The sequence below is a fragment of the Streptomyces tropicalis genome (genome assembly GCF_029269835.1).
In the GTDB taxonomy this organism is placed as follows: Bacteria; Actinomycetota; Actinomycetes; order Streptomycetales; family Streptomycetaceae; genus Streptomyces; species Streptomyces tropicalis.
On sequence record NZ_JARJBB010000012.1, the window covers coordinates 79,097 to 102,500 of the forward strand.

The window sequence follows — 23,404 nt, forward strand, 5'->3', positions numbered from 1 at the left end:
CGTCCTCACTTGCGCATCACGGCGGGCTCGCGCCGGCGCAGCAGCCGGGACACCAGGTATCCGCACAGGGCCGACAGCACGACGAGCATCGCCATGTTGACCAGCCACGCCCCGGCGGTGTGGCGGAACAGCGGGTCCGCGGTCAGCGGGCCCGGCACGATGCGCGCGAGGCCCAGGGTGTCGGCCATCGCGGCGAACGCCCAGCGGGCGGGCACCAGCCAGGACAGCTGCTCCAGGACCGGCACACCGTGCAGTTCCAGCAGGGCGCCGCACAGCACGACCTGGACGATGGCCAGCAGCACCAGCAGCGGCATCGTCACCTCCTCCCGGCGCACCACGGCGGAGACGAGCAGGCCGAGCATCATCGCGGTGAAGGCGAGCAGGGCGACGGCCAGGGTGATCTCGGCGAGCGGCGGCAGGAGCACGCCCCGGCCGCCGGGGGCGCCGAGGTCCACGCCGAGCAGGGCCACCAGGGTGAGGACGACGGCCTGGAGCACGGTGACCGTGCCGAGGACCACCACCTTGGACATCAGGTACGCGGATCTGGAGAGGCCCACGGCTCGCTCCCGCCGGTAGACCACGCGTTCCTTGACGAGTTCGCGGACGGCGTTGGCGGCCCCGGTCAGCACCGCGCCGACGCACAGGATGAGCAGCGCCGACATGGCGTTCTCGCGGGTCAGGGCGCTGCCGGCGAGGGCGCGGGCCATGCCTCCCATGACGAACGGCAGCGCGACCATGACGGCGAGGAAGGTGCGGTCGGCGGCGAGCACGGCGGTGTAGCGGCGGACCAGGGTGCCGAGCTGGGCGCTCCGGCTGCGGGGCCGGGGCGGCGGGGCGGGGGCGAGGGGTCCGGAACCGGCGGGCGGGGGCGGGGCGGTCGCGTCGACGACGTACCGCCGGTGCTGGGGCGAGGCGCGGTACTCGCCGGCCCAGTCCCGGTCGCGGTCTCGCTCGAAGGCCTCGAACGCCTCGGGCCAGTGGGCGAAGCCGAAGTAGGCGAGGGCCTCGTCGGGAGGTCCGTAGTAGCCGATCCGGCCGCCGGGGGCGAGCACCAGCAGCCGGTCGCAGACGTCCAGGCTGAGGACGCTGTGGGTGACCACGACGACGGTCCGGCCGTCGTCGGCGAGGCCGCGCAGCGTGTGCATCACGGAGCGGTCCATGCCGGGGTCGAGGCCGGAGGTGGGCTCGTCGAGGAAGAGCAGCGAGGGCTTGGTGAGCAGTTCCAGGGCGACGCTGACCCGTTTGCGCTGCCCGCCGGAGAGGCTGTGGACGGGCTGCCCGGCGCGCTGCTGCAGGCCCAGTTCGCCGATCACCTCCTCGACCCGGGCGCGCCGCTCGGAGCGGGCGGTGTCCTGGGGGAAGCGCAGCTCGGCCGCGTAGGACAGGGCCTGGCGGACGGTGAGCTGGACGTGCAGGATGTCGTCCTGCGGCACCAGCCCGATGCGCTGGCGCAGCTCGGCGTAGTCGCGGTAGAGGTCGCGGCCGTCGTAGAGGACCGTGCCGCGGTCGGCGGGGCGCTGACCGGTGAGGGCGTTGAGCAGGGTGCTCTTGCCGGAGCCGCTGGGTCCCACCACCGCCAGCAGGCACTTCTCCCCGACCGGGAAGGAGACGTGGTCGAGGAGGACCTTGCGGCCCCGGTCGACGGTGACGACGAGGTCCGTCACGTCGAGGGAGACCTCGCCGGTGTCGACGTACTCCTGGAGTTCGCCGCCCACCAGGCGGAACGCCGAGTGCCCGATGCCGACGACGTCGTCGGGGCCGACCCGGGCCCGGTGGACGAGCTGACCGTTGAGGAAGGTGCCGTTGTGGCTGCCGAGGTCGGCGATCTCGTAGCCGCCGTCGGGTCCGGTACGGAGTTCGGCGTGCCGGCGGGAGACGACCAGGTCGTCCAGGACGAGGTCGTTGTCGTCGGCGCGGCCGATGCGCAGGGTGCGCGCAGGCAGGGGCCGGACGGTGGTGGGCCGGCGGAAGGCTCCGGTGAGTGCGGCGGGGGCGAGGGCCGTGGGGCGGTCGGGGACCGCCGGGGAGCGTCCGGTGAGGACGATGCGCGGTCCGTCGGCCGCGCTCCCGAGGCGGATCTCGCTGCCCGGTCCGACGTCCCATGCACGGACGCGGTGGCCGTCGGCGTAGGTGCCGTTGGTGCTGCCGTCGTCGAGCAGGGTCCAGTGGCCGCCGTCCGGCCGGAGGACCGCGTGGTGCCAGGAGACCCGGGCGTCGTCGACGACGACGTCGCTGAGGGGGTCGCGTCCGAGGTGGTAGGCGCGGGACGGGTCCAGCACGGTCGCGCCCGCCTCCGTCTCGATGACGAGCTCGGGCGCAGTCGGCGCGACCGGCCGCTCAGCCATGCCTGAATTCTAACGATTCGCCGGTTTCCGTGCCGGGTGGAGCGGCCGGTCAGGCGACGGGGAGCACGAGCGCGGGGAGGGTGCGCTGCATGCGGAGGGCGTCGACCGATTCGGCCATCAGCTCGTACTCGGTGGTCTCGTCGCTGGCGGCGAAGCGGACCAGCCGCCCCTCGGCCAGCGCGTCCGCGACCTGTTCCTGACGGTGCGGGTCGGCGCACCAGGTGCGCAGGATGCCGGGCACGTCGGGGGTGGAGTCCGGGACGGGGACGAGGGCGTGCGGCGGGACGTGCGGGGTGCCGGGACCGGGATCGAGGCGCTCGGCGATCCAGAGGGCCCGGTCGCGCAGCCACCACAGGGCCAGGGCCAGGGTGGGCGCCCGGTAGGTGCCGAGCGGGACGCCGACGCGGCGGCCGCCGCACACGCCGTAGGCGGTGACATGGCACAGGAATTCGTCGTGCACGGCTCCTCCCCCGTCGCATCCCTCGCTTGCCGGGTGTGCCCTCGCTCTCCGTGGCCGCTCCTGTGCGGTGAGGCATCCCTCACTCTGAGTATGTTGACTACTGAAACACTGTCACCACGACTTTCCGGCCACTCTCCTGGCATATTCCGGGATACTTCTGGCCGAAACCGCACGGTCCGTCGGTTCACGGGTATGACCTGCGAGGTCATCGACGCTCCACGTCCGCCGCGGCAGGGTGGAGCCATCGGATCACCGGCCACCGGGGATCCGGGTCCCCGGCAGCGCCTACGCCCTCCTTGGAGGCTGATGACCATGTCCCTGCCCACCTCCGGCACCGCCCGCGCCGACCGTCACGAGCAGGCGGTCGCCCGCTACCTCGCGGCCTGGAACGCCCGCGGGCCCCAGGCGCGCACGAAGGCGGTGGCCGCCGCCTGGACCGACGGCGGCGGATACACCGACCCGCTCGCCGAGGTCCGCGGGCACGAGGGGATCGCCGCCGTGATCGAGGCGGCGCACGCGCGGTTCCCCGGGTTCTCCTTCCGGCTCGCCGGCTCCGTCGACGGCCACCACGACACGGCCCGGTTCTCCTGGGAGCTGGTGAACGACGCCGACGGCTCGGCGCCCGTCGGCGGCTTCGACGTGATCACCCTCGACGGGGAGGGGCGGATCCGGCAGGTCCTCGGGTTCCTGGACCGGGTCCCGGCCGCCTGATCCACTCCGCGGCCATGACTTCGGCATCGCGGGGGCCGCCCGGCCGCCTCCGCGAACGCCCCGGCCGGCGCGCGCACCGTCCGGGGCTCACGCCGTACGGACCGCTCTCACACCTTCACGATCGCGTCGATCCGCGCCAGTTCCTCCGCGTCGAAGTCGAGGTTGCGGGTGGCCGCGACGCTGTCCTCCAGCTGCTGCGGGCTGCTCGCGCCGACCAGGGCGGACGTGACCCGGCCACCGCGCAGCACCCAGGCGAGCGCCATCTGCGCCAGGGACTGGCCGCGGGACCGGGCCATCCCGTCGAGTTCGCGCAGCCGGCCGACCAGTTCGCCGGTGACGGCGTCGGAGGAGAGGAAGGGGCTCTCGCCCGCCGCCCGGGAGTCCTCCGGGATGCCGTCGAGGTAGCGACCGGTGAGCAGGCCCTGCTCCAGCGGGGAGTAGGCGATGGAGCCGACCCGCAGCTCGTCGAGGGCGTCCAGCAGGCCCTCGTCCTCGGGGCGGCGGTCGAGCATGGAGTAGCGGGGCTGGTGGATGAGCAGCGGGGTGCCCAGCTCGCCGAGGATGCGCGCCGCCTGCCGGGTCTGCTCCGCGGAGTAGTTCGAGACGCCGACGTAGAGCGCCTTGCCCTGCTGCACCGCGGAGTGCAGGGCGCCCATGGTCTCCTCCAGCGGAGTGTCCGGGTCGGGGCGGTGGGAGTAGAAGACGTCGACGTACTCCAGGCCCATGCGGCGCAGGCTCTGGTCGAGCGAGGAGAGCAGGTACTTGCGGGAGCCCCATTCCCCGTACGGGCCGGGCCACATGAGGTGGCCGGCCTTGGTGGAGATCACCAGCTCGTCGCGGTACGACCGGAAGTCCGCGCGCAGCGCGTCGCCGAGCGCGGACTCGGCGGCGCCGGGCGGCGGCCCGTAGTTGTTCGCCAGGTCGAAGTGGGTGACGCCCAGGTCGAAGGCCCTGCGCAGGATCGCCCGCTGGGTCTGCACGGGACGGTCGGGCCCGAAGTTGTGCCACAGGCCCAGCGAGAGCGCGGGGAGCTTCAGACCGCTGCGTCCGGTGCGCCGGTAGGGCATGTCCGCGTAGCGGTCGGGGTGGGCGGTGTACAACGCGACTCCAGAGGGGTGGGCACACGGGGACGTGGTTCCGGGGAGGGAACCGGCCCCCCACTCTCGCGCGACCTGCGGGCATGCGTCCAACAGAAGAATCCGATGGAATTCAGCGGTTAGGCTTCTCAGTCATGGAACTGCGCCACCTCCAGCACTTCGTCGCCGTCGCCGAGGACCAGCACTTCACCCGGGCCGCGGAACGGCTCATGGTGTCCCAGTCGGGCCTGTCGGCGTCGATCCGGGCCCTGGAGCGGGAGCTGCGGGCGCCGCTCTTCGTGCGCACCACCCGGCGGGTCACGCTGACCGAGGCGGGCCGGGCTCTGCTCGGCGAGGCGGAGCGGATCCTCTCCCAGGTGCGCTCGGCGCACGAGGCGGTGGCCGCCGTGCAGGGCGTGCTGCGGGGCACGCTGTCCCTCGGCACCGAGCAGTGCATCGCGGGCGTGCACGTGGCCACGCTGCTCGCGGCGTTCCGGCGGCAGCACCCGGACGTGGAGATCCGGCTCCGGCAGGCGGGTTCGGTGGCGCTCGCGGAGGAGGTCGCGGCCGGGCGGCTGGACCTCGCCTTCGCCTACCGCACGCAGGCGGACAACGACCAGTTGCGATCGGTGGCGCTGGCCGGGGAGCCGCCGATCGTCCTGTGCCATCCCGACCACCGGCTCGCGGCGCCCGGTGCGGCCGTCACCACCGAGGACCTCGCCGGGGAGGTGTTCGTGGACTTCCACCCGGACTGGGGGCCGCGCCGCACGACGGACGCCGCCTTCTCCGCCGCGGGCGTCCGCCGCACGGTGGCCCTGGAGGTCAACGACGTGCACAGCCTGCTCGACCTGGTCGACGAGAACCTCGGTGTCGCCGTCGTCCCGCGGCACTTCCGGCACAAGCGGCCCTCGCTCACCGCGCTCCCGCTGAAGGGGGCCGCCGGGACCGCGTACGAGACCGTCGCGCTGCTGCCCGCCGAGCAGGCCACCAGTCCGGCCGCACGGGCGCTGGTCGCCCTGCTGGAGACCGGGGGGCTCACGCCGCCCTGGGACGACGCCGAGGCCGCCTGACCGGCGTGCGGACGCGGGGGGCCGGTCGATGCGCCATGGTGGACACATGCATGCGAAGGACGTCCTCATCGACGGCTTCGGCCGGATCCGGGAAGAAGTACACGCCGCCGTCGACGGTCTGGCCCCGGACCGGCTGGCCGCCCGGCCGGCCCCCGACGCCAACTCCGTCGGCTGGCTGGTCTGGCACCTCACGCGGGTGCAGGACGACCATGTCGCCGGGGCGTTCGGGCTCGACCAGGTGTGGCTGGCGCAGGGCTTCGAGAAGGCGTTCGCCCTGGGCCTGGGCCGCCGGGACACGGGGTACGGGCACAGCTCCGCGCAGGTCGCGAAGGTACGGGTGGACTCGGCGGACCGGCTGACCGGCTACTACGACGCCGTGCACGAGCAGACCCTCGCGGCCCTGCACACCATGACGGCCAAGGACCTCGAACGGGTCGTGGACGAGCGCTGGGAGCCGCCCGTGACCCTGGGCGTCCGCCTGGTCAGCGTCCTGTCCGACGCACTGCAGCACGTCGGACAGGCCGCCTACGTCCGGGGGCTGCTTCAGAGCGCGGCCGCGTAGCCCGGCAGGACCACGTCCCGGATGATCGCCTCGCGCTCGTCGAACGGGGCGAAGGCGCTCTCGAGGGCGTTGACCGTGACGGTGCGCAGGTCCTCGACGCCCCAGCCCGCGTGCTCCACGAGCAGCGCCATCTCGCGGGTCATGGTCGTGCCGGACACCAGGCGGTTGTCGGTGTTGAGCGTGACGCGGAACCCGAGGTCCTTCAGGGCGGTGATGGGGTGCTCGGCGATCGAGGTGGCGGCACCGGTCTGGAGGTTCGAGGTCGGGCACATCTCCAGGGCGATGCGGCGGTCGCGCACCCAGCCCGCGAGCCGGCCCAGCTTGCCGTCGACGATGTCCTCGGTGATCCGCACGCCGTGGCCGATGCGCTGGGCGCCGCACACCTGGAGCGCCTGGTGGATGCTGGGCAGCCCGTGCGCCTCACCGGCGTGGATGGTGAACGGCACGCTCTCGCGCCGCAGGTGCTCGAAGGCGGCGAGGTGGTCGGCGGGCGGGAAGCCGTCCTCGGCGCCCGCGATGTCGAAGCCGACCACACCGGCGTCGCGGTAGGCGACCGCGAGGCCGGCGATCTCCCGGGTGCGGTCGAACATCCGCATGCCGCACAGCAGGGTGCCGACGCGGACCGGGGTGCCGGCGGCCGCCGCCTTGGCCATGCCCGCGGCGAGACCCTCCTGCACGGTCTCCACGACCTCGTTCAGGGTCAGGCCGCCGTCGACCATCAGCTCGGGGGCGTAGCGGACCTCGCCGTAGACGACGCCGTCGGCCGCGAGGTCGAGCACGTACTCCTCCGCCGTGCGCAGCAGGCCCTCGCGGTCCTGCATCACGGCGAGGGTGTGCTCGAAGGTGGCGATGTAGCGGACCAGGTCGCCGGAGTTGGCGGCCTCGTAGTACCAGGCGGCCAGCTCACCGGGGTCGGTGGTGGGCAGGGTGTGGCCGACCGCGGCCGCGAGCTCGACGACGGTCGCGGGGCGCAGGCCGCCGTCGAGGTGGTCGTGCAGCACGGCCTTGGGCAGCCGGCGGAGGGTCTCGGTGTCGATGCGGGGCGCGGTCATGGGGCGATTCCTCGGCAGGTGATGCGGTGGTGGGCGGGGTGCGGGGCGGATCAGCCGGCGGGCTGGAGCAGGTCCCAGCGGTTGCCGTACAGGTCCTGGAACACGGCGACGGTGCCGTACGGCTCGTACCGCGGCTCCTCCAGGAAGGTCACGCCGGCGGCGCTCATCCGGGCGTGGTCGCGGGCGAAGTCGTCGGTGTGCAGGAAGAAGCCGACCCGGCCGCCGGTCTGGTCGCCGACGCGGCCGCTCTGCGCCTCGTTCCCGGCGCGGGCGAGCAGCAGCGCGGTGCCGGCGCCCGCGGACTCCGGGTCCGCCTCCACGACGACCCAGCGGGAGCCGTTCGGCCGCGCCTCGTCCTCGGCGAGCCGGAAGCCGAGGGCCTCGGTGTAGAAGCGGATCGCCTCGTCGTAGTCGTCGACGACGAGGGTGACCAGGGCGATGCGTCTCATCGGAGCCTTTCGGGAGAGCCGGTTGACCGGTGAGGTTATACGTAAAACCCACGGACACGCCAGTTCACTCTTCCGGTACGGACCCGGCATGGGGGCGGGGTGCGTCGGCGGGGCCCCGGGGGGTGGTGCGCGGGGGCCGGTGCTCGGGGCCACGAAGGTCCCGGGGTCGGGCCGGCGGCCGGATCGGTCCCGTGGGGACGTCAGACGGACCCGTCCCGTCGGGGGCGATCCGCGCACCGGTCCTGCCGGCTGGTGCTGCGGCCGGAAAGATGTGCCGGGAAGCCCGCGGCGTCCGGTGCAGGCGGCACCTCCCACGCCGTTCAGGCTGTGGGGGAAACATCGCACGACGGAGCGTCGCCCGCGTACGGGAGGTACTCGGGTGAGGCGACAACGCGGCGAAGTGCCGGCCGGGCGTCGCGAGCCGGTCGACCCCTCCGGCCACAGCACCAGGCGCGCCCGGAAGGCCGGGACCGCCGCACCGGACGGCGGGGACCCTCCGGCATCCGGACCGGCAAAAGGCCCCGCCCCCCGGTCAGCGGGAGTCTTCGCCCTGGGCGATCTCCACCCGGTGGTGGAAGTCGAGCATGCCGGTCGTGGATGCGGCGAAGGAGACGACCGTGCAGGCCAGCAGCAGCGCCGCGATCCACGGGGCGGCCCGGGACGGGGCGGACGGCGCCGCGAGGAGGGCCTTGACCCGGTGCGGGACCGGGCCGGAGGCGGCGGCGGGGGCCAGGTCGGGGCGCGCGGAGCGTGACTCCTGGCCGGCGAGCGCGGCGCGGGCGATGGCGCGGGCGGTCAGCCGGCGGTCGCCGACCGCCGCGGCCGCGGCCTCGTCGGCGGCGCGCTCGGCCGCCAGCCGGATGGTGCCGCGCACCCGGCGCAGCGCCGGATGGCAGTGGGCCGCGAGCTCGGCGGCGGCCAGGAAGTAGTGGTGGCCGCCGCGGTTGTGCGCGCGCTCGTGGGCGAACAGCGCCTCCCGCTCGGCGGCGTCCAGGCTGCGCAGCATGGCGGTGGTCACGACGATGCGGTGCGGGCGGCCGGGCAGCGCGTAGGCGTCCGGGTGCGGCGAGTCGACGACGCACAGGTCCCCCGCCGCCGGCCTCAGGTCGGCCTCCGTGTGGGCGGTGCGGAAGGCGCGGAACTCCCGCAGCGCGGCGTGGCCGAGCGTGCACGCGCACACGGCGAGCGCCCCGACGGACACTGCGGCCGCGGGCACGACCACCAGGTCGGAGGCGGTGGGCAGCGGGCGGACGAGTTCACCGAGGGCGGCGAAGACGGGCAGCTTGAGCAGGCCGATGAGGACGAAGGCGCCCAGTGCCGCAAGCGAGCAGCCCGCCAGCACGACCGCGGAAGCGGTGATCACCCACAGCGCGGCCGCCGGGGTGAGCCGGTCCAGCGCGCGCCGGGCGAGTGCCGGTACCGCGATCGGCAGCAGGAGGGGGAGGAGGAGCAGCGCGGTCATTGCTCACCCGGTTCGAGCAGGTCGCGCAGGATGCGCTCGTCGTCGGGGCTGAGCTGCGCCACGAAGCGGGCCAGGACCCGCTCGCGGTCGGTGTCGCGGTCGAGTTCGGAGTGCATGCGGCGGGCGGTGAGGCCGTGGGCGTCCTGGACGGGGTAGTAGGCGTAGCCGCGGCCCTGGCGGCGGCGCGCCACGACGCCCTTGTCGTGCAGCCGGGTCAGGATCGTGGTCACCGTGGTGCGGGCGAGGCCGCCGTCGAGGCCCTGCTGGACCTGGCCGGGGGTCCGGGGGGCGCCGGCGGCCCACAGGACGGCCATGACGCTGGCTTCGAGCTCGCCCGCCGGGCGGCGTTCGTCCTTGGCGTCGGTCATGGATGTCCTCACCCCGTCATCGTCCACGGCCCACGGACCGTCTACACGATAGTAGTCACCCGGGCCCGCATCCCCGGCCGGGTCCGCACGCCCAGTATGGAAGGGGCCGCCGCCGAGGACGGCCCCGATTCGCACAAGCGTACGTCGATGCCCTCCCGGCGCCCCGGTCACGCCCGGGCGCCGGCGCCCGCCGCCGGGGTCATGCCCGCGCGACCGCCGCCGGTGCCCGGTGCAGCTCGTCCAGCCGGGCCGTCTCGTCCGGCGTGAGGCGGAGCGCGCCCGCGGCGACGTTCTGCGCGAGGTGGTCCGGGTCCCCGGTGCCGGGGATGGCGAGCACGTGCGGCCCGCGTCCCAGCGTCCAGGCGATGCGGACCTGCGTGGGGGTGGCGTCGTGGGCGCGGGCGACAGCGGCCACCTCCGCGTCGTGCTCCCCGGTCGCGCCGTGCGGGCCGCCCTGACCGGCCACCGAGTAGTAGGGCACGAAGGCGATGCCCTGTTCGCCGCACAGCCGCAGCACCTCCTCGCCCTGCGGGGAGTGCAGGCCGAGCCCGTAGCGGTTCTGCACGCACACCACGGGCGCGATCGCCGTGGCCTCGGCCAGGTGGCGGGGCTCCACCTCGGAGATGCCGAGGTGCCGGATCAGGCCCTCGGTGCGCAGGTCGGCGAGGGCGCCGAAGTGCTCGGCGATCGAGTCCTGCCGCATCCGGCGCAGGTTGACCACGTCGAGGTGGTCGCGGCCGAGCTGGCGCAGGTTCTCCTCGACCTGGCCGCGCAGGTCCTCCGGCCGGGCGGCGGTGCCCCACTCTCCCGAGAACTCGCGGTGCGGGCCGACCTTGGTGACCACGACGAGGTCCTCGGGGTACGGCGCGAGCGCGGTGTTGATCAGCTCGTTGGACGAGCGCAGCGCGGAGAAGTAGAAGGCCGCGGTGTCGATGTGGTTGACGCCGAGTTCGACCGCCCGGCGCAGGACGGCGAGCGAGCGGGCGCGGTCGCTCGGGACACCCAGGTGGAAGGCCGCGCTGCCCGTCAGGCGCATGGCGCCGAGGCCGACGCGCCGGACGGGCAGGTCCCCCAGCGTCCACGTGCCGGCGGCCTGTGCGGTGATCGTCTGTTCGCTCATCCCGGGAGTGTCGCACGCCCCCGGACCGCGGCCGCGTGCTTCGCCCGCGCCGCCCGGCACCGCGGCGTCGGCCCCCGCGATGCCGCCCTGGTCCTCGATCTCCCGTCGTCTGCGCGCCGGATGGGCGCGGACGGCCGGACTTCCGGTCAGGGCGAGCGCCGCGTCGTAGGCGTGTACGGCCTCGGTGTTCCGGGCGAGCCGGTGCATCAGGCCGGCCCGGACGGCGTGGAAGACGTGGTAGCCGTCGAGGCCGAGGGCGTCGACCAGGTCGAGCGCCGGGCCGGGGCCCTCGGCCTCGGCGACGGCGACCGCCCGGTTGAGGGCGACGACCGGGCTGGGGTCCAGCGCCGTGAGCTGGTCGTACAGGTCCAGGATCCGGTGCCGGTCGGTGGCGGCGGCCGTCGGCGCGTCGCTGTGCACCGCGTGGATGGCCGCCTGGATCCGGTACGCCCCGGCCTGCCCGGGCGCGGGCACTGCCGGACGGGCTCGTCGATGTCGCCGAGGAAGCGGACCAGGACGGATACGGCACGGCCGTACTCGCTGCGGAAGACGGCCTCGACGTCCTGGACGTCCGGCATCAGCGGGACGCCTCCTCCTGTTCCTCGGCCGTGTGGAGGAAGGGCCGCACCTCGATGGGCAGGGTGGTGGCCCGGCTGGCCCGGCGGCCCCACTCCAGCGCCGCGTCCAGGTCGGAAGCCTTGATCAGGCACAGGCCGCCCAGGTACTCCTTGCCCTCGGCGTAGGGGCCGTCGGTGATCAGCACCTCGGCGCCCCCGGGCCGGAGCACCGTCGCGGTCTCCGGGCCGTCCAGGCCGCCCGCGAACACCCAGGCCCCGGCCTCCTTCAGGGCCCGGTGGAAGTCCTCCACGTCCCCCATGATCCTGGCCAGCGCCTCGGCCGAGGGCGGCCGGGCCTCGCTCGGCTGGATCACGCTCAGCAGGTAGTGCTTCATGACGTCCTCCTCGGCGTCGTACCGTCGTTCCACCTCCTACACGAACGGCGCGGCCCCGGATCGACACCTCGCCCGACACGATCGGGAGAATTCCCTCCATGACCTCTTCGCCCTCTTCGGCCACCGCGACCCCGGCCGCGCATCCGCTCGTCGTCCGCACCCGCCGGCTCGCCGCGGATCTGCTCGCCCCCGCGGCCGAGCGTGTCGACCAGGAGGGCGTACCGGCCTCGCACATCGAGGCGGTGAAGCGGTCCGGGCTGCTCGGGGTGGGCGCGCCGGTGGAGTACGGCGGGTCCGCGACGCCCGCCGCCGTGGTGCGCGAGACGGCGGAGATCCTGGCCGGGGCGTGCTGCTCGACGTGGTTCGTGCAGACGCAGCACCACACCCCGGTGAAACTGCTGACGGCGTCGGGCGGGCCCGTGCGCGAGCGGCTGCTGCGTCCGCTGGCGACCGGCGAGTTGCTGTCGGGGATCGCCTTCGCGCACGTCCGCGCCTTCCCGCGGGTGCCGGTGCGGGCGATCGCCGAGCGCGGCGGCTGGCGCTTCGAGGGCACGGTGCCCTGGTGCACGGGGTGGGGCCTGAACGACGTGGTGCTGCTGGCCGGGGTGACGGACGCGGCCGAGGTGGTGTTCGCGTTCTGCGAGGCGCGCGAGCAGCCGGGACTCGCCGCCTCGGAGCCGATGCGGCTCGCGGCGCTGAGTGCCGCGCGCACGGTGTCACTGCGCCTCGACGGCCTGTGGCTGCCGGAGGACTCGGTGGTGCTGCGCACCCCGCAGGAGGATTTCGCCCACTTCGACCGGCCCCGCAACACGAACGCCTCGCCGGCCGTCTTCGGCGTCGCGTCCGCGGCGCTCGGCCTGGTGGAGGACGTCCCGGAGGCGGCGGGTGCGGCCCGGGCGCTGCGGGCCCGCCTCGATGCGGTGCGGGAGGATGCGTACGCGCTGGCGGACCACCCGGTGCCGCACGAGCGTATCGAGGAGCGGCTGGCGCTGAAGACCCGGTCCTACGACCTGATGCGGGCGGCGACGACGGCGGCGCTGGTGGCCGGAGGCGGCCGCGCCATGGCTCTGGAGAGCCGGGCCCAGCGGCTGGCCCGCGAGGGGTTGTTCCTGCTGGTGCAGGGCCAGACGGCGGAGGTCCGCCGGGCACATCTCGCCCATCTGGGCGACTGAGCGGGGGCCGGTCGCGGGCGCTCGGCGGGGGCCTCCTGCGCCGCGCTGTCGCCCGGCATGCGAACGGGCCCCCGGCAGGGGCCCGTTCGCATGCCGGTCCGGGGCGGCCGGGTCCTCCCGGCGGCCGCCCCGGAGGACCGGGCGGTCAGTCGTCCTCGGGAGCCGGCACGACGACCAGGAAGGCGTCCTCCTTCAAGTCCATCACCACTGTGGCGGGTTCGCCCTCCGCCCGGCGCCGTGCCGCGAACTCCTCGGCCGGCCAGGATCCACGGGGAGCTCCCGCGGGGAATCGCTCCAACACCTTCGCGCTCATACCGCCCGCCACCTCCGCCTTCGGCCGTGCTCTGGAACTCACGCCCTGCACCGTGTATATTCCGGCTGCCCTCGGCAGGCGCGAACATGCCCACGCACAGCGCCTCCTGCACACGAGCGGCTTCCCTGGGCGAGCTTCAGCGCGCGGGGTCGGCTCCTCCCGGGGCGGAGGCGGACACGGCCGTACCGCGTTCCCCGAGGTCGTGCCCCGGTGTCCCGCGGGGGCGGCTGAGGCGTCCGGGCCACCAGGCGCGCGCGCCGATGTCGCGGACCAGGGCGGGCACCAGCAGCGACCGCACCACGAGGGTGTCGAGCAGCACGCCGAACGCCACGATGAAGGCGATCTGCACCATGAACGCCAGCGGGATCACCCCCAGGGCGGCGAAGGTCGCGGCGAGCACCACGCCCGCGGCGGTGATCACCCCGCCGGTGGTGACGAGCCCGCGCAGCACCCCCTCGCGCACGCCGTGCCGCAGCGACTCCTCCCGTACCCGCGACATGAGGAAGATGTTGTAGTCCACGCCGAGGGCGACCAGGAACACGAAGCCGTAGAGGGGTACGGACGGGTCGGTGCCGGAGAAGCCGAACACGTTGCGGAAGACGAGGGCGGAGACGCCGAGGGTGGCCACGAAGTTGAGCGCCACGGTGGCCACGAGCAGGGCGGGCATGAGCAGCGACCGCAGCAGCACCGTCAGGATGACGAAGATGATGGCGAGGACCACCGGGACGATGACGGTGCGGTCCCGCTCGGCGGTGCGCAGGGTGTCGTACTGCTGGGCGGTGTACCCGCCGACCAGGGCGTGTGCGCCGGGGACGGCGTGCACGGAGGTGCGCAGCCGGGCGACGGTCCGCCGGGCCGTGTCACTGTCCGCCGCGGACCGCAGGGTCACGTCGATCTGCGCCCGGCCGCCGACGACGAGCGGGGCGGCGCCGGGACGCCCGGACGCCGTCACGCCGGTCGCAGCGGCCACCCCCTCGGTGCGCCGGGCGGCCGCGAGGACCTGGTCCAGGCGGCCGGCGTCGGCGACGACCACGGCGGGATTGCCCGAACCGCCGGGGAAGTGCCGGCCGAGTGTCTGCTGCGCGGCCACGGACGGAGCGTCGTTGACGAAGATCTCCTCCAGCGGCACGCCCCGGGAGGCGAGGGTGGGGGCGAAGGCGGCACAGGCCAGCAGTCCGGCGAGGGCGACGGCCCACACCCGGCGCGGGGAGCGGTCGACGAGCCGGGCGACGCGCTGCCAGATGCCGTCGCGGCGGTCCTCGGCGGGGCGGGGCCGGGCGGGCCAGTAGGCGGCGCGGCCGAGCAGGACCAGGACGGCGGGCAGGAAGGTGAGGGCGGTGAGGACCGCGCAGCCGATGCCGACGGCGCCGACCGGGCCCAGGGCGCGGTTGTTGGTGAGGTCGCTGAGCAGCAGCGCGAGCAGGCCGAGGGCGACCGTGGCGGCGCTGGCGACGATCGGGCCCCAGGACTGCTTCAGCGCGGCCCGGGCTGCGGCGAACCGGTCGGCGCGGCGGGCGAGTTCCTCGCGGTAGCGGGCGGTGATCAGCAGGGCGTAGTCGGTGGCCGCGCCGATGACGAGGATGGACAGGATGCCCTGGACCTGGCCGTCCACGCGCACCACGCCGTGCTGGGCGAGGACGTAGACGATGGCGCAGGCCACACCGAGGGCGAACACGGCGCCGAGGATGACCACCAGGGGCAGCAGCACGCTGCGGTAGACGAGCAGCAGGATCACCAGGACGGTCGCCAGGGCGACGCCGAGCAGGAGGCCGTCGATGCCGGCGAAGGCGTCGCCGAGGTCGGCCTGGGTGGCGGCGGGCCCGGCCAGCACGACGGTGGTGCCGGGGACGTGTGCGGCGGCGCGGATCCGGTCGAGGGCGCCGGGGAGCCGGTCGCCGAGGCCGGGGCGCAGGGGGACCACGGCCTCCAGCGCGCGGCCGTCGGCGGAGAGCAGGGCGGGCGACACCCGGCCTGCGACGTCCGCGGACCCGTCGAGGGCGGCGAGGGCAGCGGTGGCGGCGGTCCGGCGGCCGCGGACCGGGGCGTCGCCGCCGGCGGTCCACACGACGATCGCCGGGAGTGTCCCGCCCTGGCGGAAGGCCTTCTGCTGGGCGGCGACCTCGGTGGACTCGGCGCTGCGCGGCAGGAAGGCGGCCTGGTCGTTGGTGGCGACCTCCCCGAGGCGGCCCGCGTACGGGCCGAAGGTGGCTCCGATTCCCAGCCAGAGCGCGAGCAGCACGAACGGCAGGAGCCAGCGGGCTCGACGGGCGGTGGTGGACATCTCTCTCCAGACTCCGGTGGACATGCGTCCTTCACGTGTTCCCAGACATCTCAAATGAAAAGAATCTCAATGATTGAGATACATCTCGGCTGCGATCGTAGAGGACACCGGCTCTTCCCGTGGGGACCGCGGGCCGGATGCACCCGGGCCGCAGCGTCAGCTCGTCGTTCATCGCGTCGAGGAAGCGCACCACGACCGCCAGCTCCACCTCGGTGAAGCGGGACCGGGCGGCCTGCGTCGCCTCCGCGAGGGGGCGGAAGTGGTCCCGGGCCGCCGCCCGCGCCTCGGGCGCGTAGTGCAGATGGACCACCCTGCGGTCGGCGCTCTCCCGGACCCGCCGGATGTGCCCGGCCCGTTCCAGCCGGTCCACGCAGGCCGTCACGGCGCCGGAGGTCAGCCCGAGCCGGTCGCGCAGCCGCCCCGGGGTCATCGGCTCGTCCGCGTCGAGGATCGCGGCGAGCGCCTGCACGTCCGTCGGGTGCAGCCCGTGCTCGCCCGCGAACCCCTGCACCAGGCGGTTGATCTCGCCGTTCATCCGGCGCAGCCGGACCGCGAAGGAGGGGAGGCCGGTCGCGACCGCGCCCGCCCCGGCGTCCGGTCCGCCCGCGCTCCGCCGCGCGTCGTCTGCTGTGGCCACGCGATCAGCCTATAGAAGCGCCGGTCCGCGCATCCGCGGGCACGGTCGTGGTGGAAGAGATCACGAAAGGCGCCTACACGCGGAGGACCGGGACCGATGAACGGTGAGGACACGGGAGAGGGGCTGCGCTGCCTGGTGACGGGTGCCACGGGCTATATCGGGGGCCGGCTCGTCCCGGAGCTGCTGGCGGCCGGGCACCGGGTGCGCTGCCTGGCCCGCTCCCCCGGCAAGCTCCGCGACCACCCCTGGGCACCGGACGTGGAGGTGGTCCGCGGAGACGTCACGGACTCCGACTCCGTGGCCGCGGCGATGCGGGACGTGGACGTCGCCTACTACCTGGTGCACGCGCTCGGCACCGGCGACGACTTCGAGGAGACCGACCGGCGCGCCGCGCGGGTCTTCGGCGAGCAGGCCCGCGCCGCGGGCGTCCGGCGCATCGTCTACCTCGGCGGCCTCACCCCGACCGGAGTACCGGAGCAGGAGCTGTCCCCGCACCTGCGGTCCCGGGCGGAGGTCGGGCGGATCCTGCTGGGCTCCGGGGTGCCCACCACCGTGCTGCGGGCCGCCGTGATCATCGGTTCCGGATCCGCGTCGTTCGAGATGCTCCGGTACCTCACCGAACGCCTCCCCGTCATGATCACACCGAGCTGGGTGCGGACCCGGATCCAGCCGATCGCGGTGCGGGACGTACTGCGCGTCCTGGTCGGCAGCGCGCGCATGCCGGCCGGAGTCAACCGCGCCTTCGACATCGGCGGGCCCGACGTGCTGACGTACCGGGACATGATGCTGCGCTACGCGGCGGTGGCGGGCCTGCCGCGGCGGGTGATCGTCCCCGTGCCGGTGCTCACGCCCCGCCTGTCGAGCCACTGGATCGGCCTGGTCACCCCGGTGCCCGCGTCGATCGCCCGGCCGCTCACCGAGTCGCTGCGCCACGAGGTCGTGTGCCACGAACGCGACATCGTCCGGTACGTGCCCGACCCGCCGGGGCACCCGTTCGGGTTCGACACCGCGGTCCGGCTCGCCCTGCAGCGCATCCGGGACGCGCAGGTGACCACCCGGTGGTCGTCGGCGTCCGTTCCCGGCGCCCCCAGCGACCCGCTGCCCACCGACCCGGACTGGGCGGGCGGCAGTCTCTACACCGATCTGCGCGAACTCGCCGTCGACGCCCCGCCCGACGCCCTGTGGCGGGTCGTGGAGGGCATCGGCGGGGACAACGGCTGGTACTCCTTCCCCCTGGCGTGGGCGCTGCGCGGCTGGCTCGACCGGGCGGTCGGCGGGGTCGGACTGCGCCGGGGGCGCCGGGACGCCGAACGGCTGCGGGTCGGCGACTCGCTGGACTTCTGGCGGGTGGAGGAGATCGAGCCAGGCCGGCTGCTGCGGCTGCGCGCCGAGATGCGGCTGCCCGGGCTGGCCTGGCTGGAGATGTCCGTCTCGGACGACGACGGGCGCACCCGCTACCACCAGCGCGCGCTGTTCCATCCGCACGGGCTGCTCGGCCACGCCTACTGGTGGAGCATCTCGCCCTTCCACGCCGTCGTCTTCGGCGGCATGGCCCGCAACATCGCGCGGGCGGCCGCCCGTTCCGCGCCGCGGGCCCGCACCGCACCGCGTACACCGGTCCCCTGACCCGCCGCCCGTCCGCCCCGCACACCCGAACCCCACCGACGCCCCGTCCGCCACCGCCCCGAAAGACCGCACCATGAACGTCTCGGTCGTCCTGTTCACCGCCGACCTGCGTGTGCACGACCACCCGCCGCTGCGCGCCGCGCTCGACGGCTCGCGCCGTGTCGTCCCGCTGTTCGTGCGGGACCGGGCCGTCGACGCGGCCGGCTTCGCCGCCCCCAACCGGCTGGCGTTCCTCGCCGACTGCCTGCACGACCTGGACGCCGAACTGCGGCGCCGCGGGGGCCGCCTGGTGCTCCGCTCCGGCGACCTCGTCACCGAGGTGTGCAGGGTGGCCGCCGAGGCCGACGCCGACGAGGTGCACCTGGCCGCCGACGTCAGCCGCCACGCCCAGCGGCGCGAGGAGCGGCTGCGGCGCGCCCTGGAGGCGGACGGGCGTCGGCTGCACGTGCACGAGACGGTGACCACCGCCGTGGCGCCCGGCGCGGTCACCCCGTCCGCCTCGGACCACTTCGCCGTGTTCACGCCGTACTTCCGCCAATGGGCGCAGCAGCAGCTGCGCGACCCCCTCGGCGCGCCGCGGACCGTGCGCGTGCCGGACGGCGTCGGCTCCGAGGAGCTGCCGTCCCGCGCGGGCCTGACCGGCGTGGCCGAGGGGCTGGCCCGGGGCGGCGAGGCGGAGGGCAGGAAGCGGCTCGGCGCGTGGCTGCGCTCGGGCATCGCCGCGTACGAGGACCGCCACGACGACCTGGCGGGCGACGCCACCTCCCGGCTCTCCCCCCACCTGCACTTCGGCACGCTCTCCCCCGTCGAACTCGTGCACCGGGCGCGGGAGGCGGGCGGGCCGGGCGCGGAGGCGTTCGTGCGGCAGCTCGCCTGGCGCGACTTCCACCGGCAGGTGCTGTCCGCCCGGCCGGCCGCGGCCGCCGACGACTACCGCACCCAGCACGACCGCTGGCGCTCCGAACGGTCCGCGCACGAGGACGTCGAGGCGTGGAAGGAGGGCCGGACGGGCTATCCGGTCGTCGACGCGGCCATGCGCCAGCTGCTGCACGAGGGCTGGATGCACAATCGCGGCCGCCTGCTGACCGCCGGCTTCCTCACCAAGACGCTGTACGTGGACTGGCGCGTCGGCGCCCGGTACTTCCTGGCCCACCTGGTGGACGGCGACGTCGCCAACAACCAGCTCAACTGGCAGTGGATGGCCGGCACCGGCACCGACACCCGGCCGAACCGGGTGCTCAACCCCGTCGCCCAGGCCAAGCGCCACGACCCCGACGGGGCGTACGTGCGGCGCTGGGTGCCCGAACTCGCCGCCGTCGAGGGGCCGGCGGTGCACGAGCCGTGGAAACTGCGCGGACCGGACCTGGAGGCGCTCGGCTACCCGGAGCCGGTCGTGGACCTGTCCGAGGGGCTGACCCGTTTCAAGCGGGCCCGCGGCCGTGACTGAGGAGCGCCGATGACCGTCCCCCACTGGCTCTTCGGCGACCAGCTCGGCCCCCACTTCCTCGCCCCGGGCGGCGGGGGCCCCGGCCGGGACGCACCGGTGGTGATGATCGAGGCGCGCTCGGTGCTCCGCCGCCGCCGGTTCCACCGGGCCAAGGCCCACCTGGTGCTGTCCGCGATGCGCCACCGTGCCGCCGAACTGGGCGACCGGGTCCGCTACGTACGGGCGGAGACCTACCGCGAGGGGCTCCGGGAGGCCGTCGGGGACGGCCCGCTGACGGTGCACCACCCGACCTCGCACGCGGCGCTGCGTCTCGTGCGGTCGCTCGACGGTGTCACCGTGCTGCCCGCGCGCGGCTTCCTCGTCCCGCTCGACGACTTCCGTGCCTGGGCCGGCGGGCACGGTGGGCGGCGGCTGCTCCAGGAGGACTTCTACCGCTGGGTGCGGCGCGGGCACGACCTGCTCATGGACGGCGACGCGCCGGCCGGCGGGCGCTGGAACCTCGACCACGACAACCGGGAGCCGCCGCCCCGGGGGGCCCGCACCCTGGGGGCACCGGAGCCGTACCGACCCCGCGAGGACGACATCGACGCCGGGGTGCGCGAGGACCTGGACCGGTGGGAGCGCGACGAGGGCGTGCGGTTCGTCGGGCGCGACGGTCCGCGGATCTTCCCCGCCTCGCGCCGCGAGGCACTGGCCGCGCTGCGCCGGTTCGTGGAGCACCGGCTCGCCGGATTCGGGCCGCACGAGGACGCGATGCTGGCCGCGGATCCGGTGATGAGCCACAGTCTGCTGTCGTCCTCGCTCAATCTGGGGCTGCTGGACCCGGCCGAGTGCGTGGAGCGCGCCGAGGCCGCCTGGCGCGCCGGCCGGGCGCCGCTCAACAGCGTGGAGGGGTTCGTCCGGCAGGTCGCGGGGTGGCGCGAGTACGTGTGGCAGCTGTACTGGCACTTCGGCGACGACTACCGCCACCGCAACGCGCTGCGGCACCGTGAGCCGCTGCCGGAGTGGTTCCTGGAGCTGGACGCCGACGCGGTCGGCGCGCGGTGCCTGGCGACCGTCCTGGCGCAGGTCCGCGACACCGGCTGGACGCACCACATCCCGCGGCTGATGCTGCTCGGCAGCCACGCCCTGCAGCGCGGCTGGGACCCGCAGGCGGTCACGGACTGGTTCCACCGCTGCTTCGTCGACGGCTACGACTGGGTGATGGTGCCGAACGTCGTCGGCATGTCCCAGTACGCCGACGGCGGGCGGATGACGACGAAGCCGTACACCTCGGGCGGCGCCTACGTGCACCGCATGAGCGACCTGTGCGGGGGGTGCAGGTACCGGCCGGCGGACCGGGTCGGGGAACGCGCCTGCCCCTTCACCGCCGGGTACTGGGCCTTCCTGCACCGGCACCGCGCCCGGCTGGAGCGCAATCCGCGCACGGCGCGTCCGGTGCGGGGCCTGGACCGCCTGGCGGACCTCGACGAGCTGCTGCGGCAGGAGAAGGAGCGCGGCGACGGCCCGCCGTGACCGGCGGGCCCGGTCCGGCGGTCCCGCGGCGCGGGCGGGTCCGGCGGTCAGCGCCGCAGGTCCTGCAGCACCTCGCGGGCGGCCCGCGACCCGGAGGCCAGCGCACCCTGCACCGATCCGGTGGCCCGGTGGTCGCCGCAGACGTAACGGCCCGGCGCGACACGTGAGGTGCGCAGCAGCGGCTGCGGCGGCGGCATCGCCGGGAGCGCGTCGGTGACCGTGCGGACGGTGAGCAGCTCCCAGCCGCCGGTGTCGGTGGCGTACAGGTCGGCGAGCGCCGTCCGCACCGCCCCCTCGCGGCCCTCGCCGTCCCCGCCGAGCACCGACGTCGCGACGAGGGCGGAGCCACGGGGCGCGTACCCGGGGACGACGTCGCTGAGCACACAGGTGTTGAGCACGCGGCGCTGCTCGTCGACGAGCAGCGTGGGCTCGCCCAGCGGCGAGGAGGGCGCCACGTGGTAGTACGTCGTCACGACCCGGGTGGCCGGCACCTCCAGGCCGGGCAGCAGCGCGGCGGCGGGCCCCGGGCCGGTCGCGACCACCACGGCGCGCGCTGCCGCCGTCCCCCCGCCGGCCAGGAGGATCCCGTCGTCGGTGAGCCGCTCGACGGCCGCCCCGGTGTGCACCGTGCCGGACGGCAGGGCCGCGGCGAGCGCCTGCGGCACCGCGCCGATGCCCGCGGCGGGCAGGCAGAGGGTGCCGCGGAGCATGCTGCGCCACACCAGGTGGAAGAACCGGCCGGACGTCTCCAGCTCGTCCTCCAGGAACACGCCGGACAGGAAGGGCCGGAAGAACCGTTCGACGAACGTGTCGGAGAAGCCGGCGGAGGCCAGCTCGGTGCGCGTGGTGCGGTCCGCCGCCCGCTTGATCCGGTCGACCGGTGCCAGCAGGTCCCGGCCGGAGAGGAGACCGAGGGCGACCAGGTCGCGCGGGCCGGCGAGCCGTCCGGGCAGGAGGTCCGGCAGCGTCCGCGGGCGGCGGGTGGGGTCCGTGAACCGCAGCCGCCCGCGGCCGGTGTGCACCAGCACACCGGGCGTGAACGGCCGCAGCCACAGGTCGCGCAGCGTCAGGCGCCGGCGCACCTGCGGGTAGGACGTGTTGAAGACCTGGAAGCCGCGGTCGACGACGAAGCCGTCGACGCGGTCGGAGCGCATCCGCCCGCCGACCCCGTCGGACGCCTCCAGCACACGGACCGTGAGGCCCGAGCCGAGCAGGTCGCGGGCGCAGGCCAGCCCGGCGACCCCCGCTCCGATCACCAGGACGTCCACGGGGGAATCGGTCGCGGGCACGGGGTCCACCCTTCGTGTGCGGGGCGCCCCGTGCGGCACGCGGGGCGAGGGCTCTCGTGCGCCGCGGCGCACGTTTCTCGATCGTTTCCCCTCCGGGCGGCGCCCCGGATGCGCCGACCGAGTGGATGCCGGGCGGTCCGGTCGCCGGAGCACCGGCCCGTCGCGCGGCCGCCGGACCTCCGACCCGCCGGTCGCCGGTCGCCGATCGCCGGTCGCCGGTCGCCGATCGCCGGTCGCCGGTCGCCGGTCGCCGGTCGCCGGTCGCCGGTCGCCGGGGTGGCGTACCCGGGGTGGCGTCGGGGGACGGCGCGCGGCCGGACCGGGCGGTGGCGCGTCCGCTCAGCGCGCCCCGCCGGATGCCGACGCCCGGGCGGCGGACAGCGCGTCGAGGGCGTCCGCCAGGGTGCCGGGCCGCAGCAGACCGGCGACCGGACGGCCGGTCCAGCCCGGTCCGCCGAGGACCACGAGCGGGTGCCGGCGTGCACCCCTGACGCCCCACTCGGTCCCGGCGACGTACCGGGCCAGCGGCAGGCTCGCGGTGGAGCGGGCCTGCGCCCACAGCACCACGGCCGGGGGGCCCAGGCGCTGCACGGCCGCGGCGAGCGCCTCGGCGGGGACGGCCGCACCGAGCATCCTGGTCGGCACCCCGCGTTCGCCGAGTGCCGCGTTCAGCGCCTCAAGGGGAAGGGAGTGCTGTTCGCCGGGGGCGCAGGCCAGCAGCACCGGGCCGTCGGCCGCCGCGTCGCCCGCCGGAGCGGGGGGCGGGGTGAAGCGGCGGAGCGTGGTGGAGACGTGCCAGGACAGCAGGTGCTCGACCTCCACGTACCGGTCGCCGGACGAGGCCCACTTGCGGCCCACGGCGTGCAGGGTCGGGACCATCACCTCCTGCCAGGCGACGGCGACGCCGTACTCCTCGACCGCGGCGCCCAGTTGCTGCTCGACGGCCGGTGCGTCCAGCCGTACGGCGGCACGGGCCAGGCCCCGGCACTCCTGGCGCACGTCACCCAGGGGAAGCGTGCCCGCCGCCCGCGAGCGCGCCGCCGCCACCGGCCGGGGGGCGACCGGGACGGCCGGGGCCGTCTCCGGGGCCGCGGGTGCCGCCGTCCGCTGGGCGGCGCGGGCCGCCTCGGCGGGCGGGACCCCGGAGGCGGTGAGCCGGCACATCGCCTCCAGCGTCTCCACGTCCCGCGGCGTCCAGCGCCGGTGGCGGCCGTCGGCACGCACCGCCGGGCCGATGCCGTAACGACGGTCCCAGGAGCGCAGGGTGGTGGGCGACACGCCGAGCCGGCGGGCCAGCGCACCCGTGGTCAGCCCCGCCTCGCCGGCCGGCGGCGGCTTGTCCGCCCGGGCCGGCCGGTCCGCGGCGGTCTGCTGCATGGGAGGCACCTCCATGGCGCCGACTGTACGACGCAGAATCGATGCGAGTCCGGGAATCGCCCCCGCCGGTTACCCGGCGCGGGAGGAACCACACGTGCCGCGCGGCCCGTGCGCGACCAT

The 23,404-nt window shown here is 75.2% G+C and carries 20 protein-coding genes and 1 pseudogene; 7 read left to right on the top strand and 14 right to left on the bottom strand.

Annotated elements, in window-relative coordinates:
* Positions 1 to 5 precede the first annotated feature (5 nt).
* The gene (locus P3H78_RS22275) at positions 6 to 2,345 is read right to left on the bottom strand and encodes an FHA domain-containing protein (protein ID WP_276110865.1); all 2,340 of its coding nucleotides are present in this window, start codon (positions 2,343 to 2,345) and stop codon (positions 6 to 8) included.
* A gap of 49 nt (positions 2,346 to 2,394) precedes the next feature.
* On the bottom strand, positions 2,395 to 2,805 hold the full coding sequence (locus tag P3H78_RS22280; protein ID WP_276110866.1) for a hypothetical protein: 411 nt from the start codon (positions 2,803 to 2,805) through the stop codon (positions 2,395 to 2,397).
* Positions 2,806 to 3,117: 312 nt separating this feature from the next.
* On the opposite strand from P3H78_RS22280, the gene P3H78_RS22285 reads away from it, so the two are divergent.
* Complete coding sequence (locus tag P3H78_RS22285; protein ID WP_438828018.1) at positions 3,118 to 3,516, top strand: nuclear transport factor 2 family protein; 399 nt, start codon at positions 3,118 to 3,120, stop codon at positions 3,514 to 3,516.
* A gap of 107 nt (positions 3,517 to 3,623) precedes the next feature.
* Here the strand turns inward: P3H78_RS22285 and mgrA are convergent, their stop codons facing one another.
* Complete coding sequence (mgrA, locus tag P3H78_RS22290) at positions 3,624 to 4,616, bottom strand: L-glyceraldehyde 3-phosphate reductase (RefSeq protein WP_276110868.1); 993 nt, start codon at positions 4,614 to 4,616, stop codon at positions 3,624 to 3,626.
* Between the two features lie 131 nt (positions 4,617 to 4,747).
* Here mgrA and P3H78_RS22295 point away from each other — a divergent pair, with 131 nt between their 5' ends.
* Positions 4,748 to 5,662: a LysR family transcriptional regulator gene (locus tag P3H78_RS22295; protein WP_276110869.1), complete on the top strand. Its 915-nt coding sequence runs from the start codon at positions 4,748 to 4,750 to the stop codon at positions 5,660 to 5,662.
* Positions 5,663 to 5,708: 46 nt separating this feature from the next.
* Positions 5,709 to 6,224: a mycothiol transferase gene (locus P3H78_RS22300; protein ID WP_276110870.1), complete on the top strand. Its 516-nt coding sequence runs from the start codon at positions 5,709 to 5,711 to the stop codon at positions 6,222 to 6,224.
* On the opposite strand, the gene P3H78_RS22305 is transcribed toward P3H78_RS22300, so the two are convergent.
* The 6 genes from P3H78_RS22305 to P3H78_RS22330 all read right to left on the bottom strand — a co-directional run bounded on the left by P3H78_RS22305 (position 6,206) and on the right by P3H78_RS22330 (position 11,627).
* The gene (locus tag P3H78_RS22305; protein ID WP_276110871.1) at positions 6,206 to 7,276 is read right to left on the bottom strand and encodes an adenosine deaminase; all 1,071 of its coding nucleotides are present in this window, start codon (positions 7,274 to 7,276) and stop codon (positions 6,206 to 6,208) included. The genes P3H78_RS22300 and P3H78_RS22305 overlap by 19 nt on opposite strands.
* Positions 7,277 to 7,326: 50 nt before the next feature.
* Positions 7,327 to 7,725 carry a VOC family protein gene (locus P3H78_RS22310; protein WP_276110872.1) on the bottom strand — a complete coding sequence of 133 codons (399 nt, stop codon included), beginning with the start codon at positions 7,723 to 7,725 and terminating at the stop codon, positions 7,327 to 7,329.
* Positions 7,726 to 8,257: 532 nt separating this feature from the next.
* Positions 8,258 to 9,187 carry a M48 family metalloprotease gene (locus P3H78_RS22315; RefSeq protein WP_276110873.1) on the bottom strand — a complete coding sequence of 310 codons (930 nt, stop codon included), beginning with the start codon at positions 9,185 to 9,187 and terminating at the stop codon, positions 8,258 to 8,260.
* The gene (locus P3H78_RS22320) at positions 9,184 to 9,555 is read right to left on the bottom strand and encodes a BlaI/MecI/CopY family transcriptional regulator (protein WP_276110874.1); all 372 of its coding nucleotides are present in this window, start codon (positions 9,553 to 9,555) and stop codon (positions 9,184 to 9,186) included. Before P3H78_RS22320 ends, P3H78_RS22315 begins: the two co-directional genes overlap by 4 nt.
* A gap of 199 nt (positions 9,556 to 9,754) precedes the next feature.
* The gene (locus P3H78_RS22325) at positions 9,755 to 10,675 is read right to left on the bottom strand and encodes an aldo/keto reductase (protein WP_276110947.1); all 921 of its coding nucleotides are present in this window, start codon (positions 10,673 to 10,675) and stop codon (positions 9,755 to 9,757) included.
* 577 nt (positions 10,676 to 11,252) lie between these two features.
* Positions 11,253 to 11,627: a YciI family protein gene (locus tag P3H78_RS22330; protein ID WP_276110948.1), complete on the bottom strand. Its 375-nt coding sequence runs from the start codon at positions 11,625 to 11,627 to the stop codon at positions 11,253 to 11,255.
* 98 nt (positions 11,628 to 11,725) lie between these two features.
* Between P3H78_RS22330 and P3H78_RS22335 the strand changes: the two genes are divergently transcribed.
* The gene (locus P3H78_RS22335; protein WP_276110875.1) at positions 11,726 to 12,799 is read left to right on the top strand and encodes an acyl-CoA dehydrogenase family protein; all 1,074 of its coding nucleotides are present in this window, start codon (positions 11,726 to 11,728) and stop codon (positions 12,797 to 12,799) included.
* 145 nt (positions 12,800 to 12,944) lie between these two features.
* On the opposite strand, the gene P3H78_RS22340 is transcribed toward P3H78_RS22335, so the two are convergent.
* The 3 genes and pseudogenes from P3H78_RS22340 to P3H78_RS22350 form a co-directional block, all read right to left on the bottom strand.
* Positions 12,945 to 13,112, bottom strand: coding sequence for a DUF8839 family protein (locus P3H78_RS22340; RefSeq protein WP_498073051.1), 168 nt, complete (start codon positions 13,110 to 13,112; stop codon positions 12,945 to 12,947).
* A gap of 136 nt (positions 13,113 to 13,248) precedes the next feature.
* Positions 13,249 to 15,393 (bottom strand): MMPL family transporter, encoded by a 2,145-nt coding sequence (locus P3H78_RS22345; protein WP_276110949.1) that lies wholly within the window; start codon positions 15,391 to 15,393, stop codon positions 13,249 to 13,251.
* Positions 15,394 to 15,541: 148 nt separating this feature from the next.
* Positions 15,542 to 16,030: pseudogene (locus tag P3H78_RS22350) on the bottom strand (MarR family winged helix-turn-helix transcriptional regulator); the annotation flags it as partial.
* A gap of 96 nt (positions 16,031 to 16,126) precedes the next feature.
* On the opposite strand from P3H78_RS22350, the gene P3H78_RS22355 reads away from it, so the two are divergent.
* The 3 genes from P3H78_RS22355 to P3H78_RS22365 all read left to right on the top strand — a co-directional run bounded on the left by P3H78_RS22355 (position 16,127) and on the right by P3H78_RS22365 (position 20,618).
* Positions 16,127 to 17,656 carry an SDR family oxidoreductase gene (locus P3H78_RS22355; protein WP_276110876.1) on the top strand — a complete coding sequence of 510 codons (1,530 nt, stop codon included), beginning with the start codon at positions 16,127 to 16,129 and terminating at the stop codon, positions 17,654 to 17,656.
* A gap of 73 nt (positions 17,657 to 17,729) precedes the next feature.
* Positions 17,730 to 19,103: a cryptochrome/photolyase family protein gene (locus P3H78_RS22360; RefSeq protein WP_276110877.1), complete on the top strand. Its 1,374-nt coding sequence runs from the start codon at positions 17,730 to 17,732 to the stop codon at positions 19,101 to 19,103.
* 9 nt (positions 19,104 to 19,112) lie between these two features.
* A complete protein-coding gene (locus P3H78_RS22365) occupies positions 19,113 to 20,618 on the top strand; it encodes a cryptochrome/photolyase family protein (protein ID WP_276110878.1) in 1,506 nt (501 codons plus the stop codon).
* 47 nt (positions 20,619 to 20,665) lie between these two features.
* Here P3H78_RS22365 and P3H78_RS22370 read toward each other — a convergent pair whose 3' ends face one another.
* Both P3H78_RS22370 and P3H78_RS22375 read right to left on the bottom strand, forming a co-directional pair.
* Positions 20,666 to 21,907 (bottom strand): NAD(P)/FAD-dependent oxidoreductase, encoded by a 1,242-nt coding sequence (locus P3H78_RS22370; protein ID WP_276110879.1) that lies wholly within the window; start codon positions 21,905 to 21,907, stop codon positions 20,666 to 20,668.
* 339 nt (positions 21,908 to 22,246) lie between these two features.
* Entirely contained in the window at positions 22,247 to 23,284 is a 1,038-nt protein-coding gene (locus tag P3H78_RS22375) for a MerR family transcriptional regulator (protein ID WP_276110950.1), read from the bottom strand.
* Between the last annotated feature and the right edge of the window lie 120 nt (positions 23,285 to 23,404).